1 protein-coding gene and 1 pseudogene are annotated in these 1,756 nt (G+C 46.1%); both read right to left on the bottom strand.

Going from position 1 to position 1,756, the window contains the following annotated elements; translation table 11 throughout:
* Positions 1–208, bottom strand: a pseudogene (locus ACO0LH_RS28395) (hypothetical protein); the annotation flags it as partial.
* Between the two features lie 277 nt (positions 209–485).
* On the bottom strand, positions 486–1,756 hold a 1,271-nt coding region (locus ACO0LH_RS28390; protein WP_422944509.1), incomplete at its 5' end, for a beta strand repeat-containing protein.

The raw sequence follows: 1,756 nt of genomic DNA, 5'->3' as shown, positions 1-1,756 counted from the left end.
CGAACAGGTTTTTGTAGATGGTGTTGACGGTTTGTGCTGTCGTCAGATTCGCGTAAGTCGCTGCGTATTCTGGTTGCACTGAGAAACTTTGGGCGATGTCTTTTAAAGACGAATTGCTTGCTACCCAATAGGCCAGACCCAACGGGTCAGCTGGACGGTTGAAATATGCGATGTAAAGCTTTTGGATATCACTAGCTGAATTAGCCATTTAGAACTCCTGATTTAATTGTTATAACAAAGGAAACTTCAACAACATGAAGGATATGCATTCATACCTTTTTTAGCACTGGCGAGATTAACACGCCCTTTTTACAAAAAATGTGACATGAATCACAAAGACAAATAAATCTGAGGCAATCGGGCTTATAAAAACAAAAAACCACCGCTTTGCAGAGGTGGTTTTTTTATTTTGCACAACAGGGAGAATATTTTCTCCCTGTTGCATGGGTACCGCAGTACCCATTTTTGCATTACTTGCTACTGAATTAAGCGATGAAGTCGCCGGCAACGATGGAACCTGCGCCAACCAATTTAACGATAAAGTCAGTTGCATCAACAGTACCTACAGTGCCACCGATGTTTTGGAAGGCATAAGTACCAGCTGCTGTACCTGCGGCTACCGTGATCACGTAAGCCTGGGTATTGGCTGCCAGAGACGCGCCAGCTGCAGTTGCTGCTGTAGCGATTGCTGCTGCCAGCGTGGATGTATCAGCTGTAGCGATAGACAACAGGTTCAGTGTTGTTGCTGCTGTACCAGTTTTGAATACGTCAGCGCCAGCCACTTTGAAGTTGGCTACTGTATCGATATTGGCCAGAACGGAACCAGTAGCGATAGTATCAGAGCCAGTTGCAGTTGTTGACAGGTTGATCGTGTCAGCGCCTGAACCGCCAGTGATAGTTACGTTACCAGTACCTGTGCCCAGAACGTTCAGCGTTTGACCGCCAACACCCAGAATCACATTGTTGATATTTGCTGTAGCAGCTTTAGTGAAATTCAAAGTTACGCCAGCACCATCTTCATTCTGTACTGTCCAAGCAGCTGTAGTACCACCAGTTACATTGACTGTTTCAACACCAGTTACTTTCGGTTGCAGGTTCAAGGCGGCAGTTACTGCGCCAGTGTTCAGAACGTCGCCAGGACCTGTGCCGCCATTGATACCATTAGCTGCAATAGTTGCGTTGATGATGGCTTCTGAAACGTTAAGAGTGTCTGCACCAGTACCACCGATAACAGAAATTGCACCTGCTGCTGCTGTGAAGGTGTTAGTACCGTTAGCCAGTGTATAGTTTTCTATGTTAGCCAAACCAGTAACTGTACCAGCGGTAGTCAGAACGATAGTCTGCGCACCAGCTGCACTCGATGTACCAGTGAATGCATTATGTTGCGCAGCAGTCATCGTTACTGTACCAGCGGCATTAGCAAAATCAGCAAATTCGAAACCAGTGATGTTTGCGCCAGCGATATTGGAGCCTGGCAAGAAGCCCAAAGTATCTGTTGTACCTGCACCAGCAGTGAAAGTACCTGTGTAAGTATTGCCTAACAAATACAATGTGTTAGTACCAGCACCCAGGTTAATGTTACCAGCATTGAATTCTGATCCAGTATTGGTAAAGTCAACAAGATCGTTCCCTGTACCACCAGTGATGGTTGTGATACCTGTAGTTGCATTGGCGAATGTGATGCTGCCACCAGTGTTATCAGTGATCAGGGATTTGATGTTGGTGATCGTACCGCCAGTAGTACCGTTATTCAGTG

Source organism: Undibacterium sp. TJN19, assembly GCF_049339485.1.
In the GTDB taxonomy this organism is placed as follows: Bacteria; Pseudomonadota; Gammaproteobacteria; order Burkholderiales; family Burkholderiaceae_D; genus Undibacterium.
This window is presented reverse-complemented; position numbering and strand designations above follow the sequence as displayed.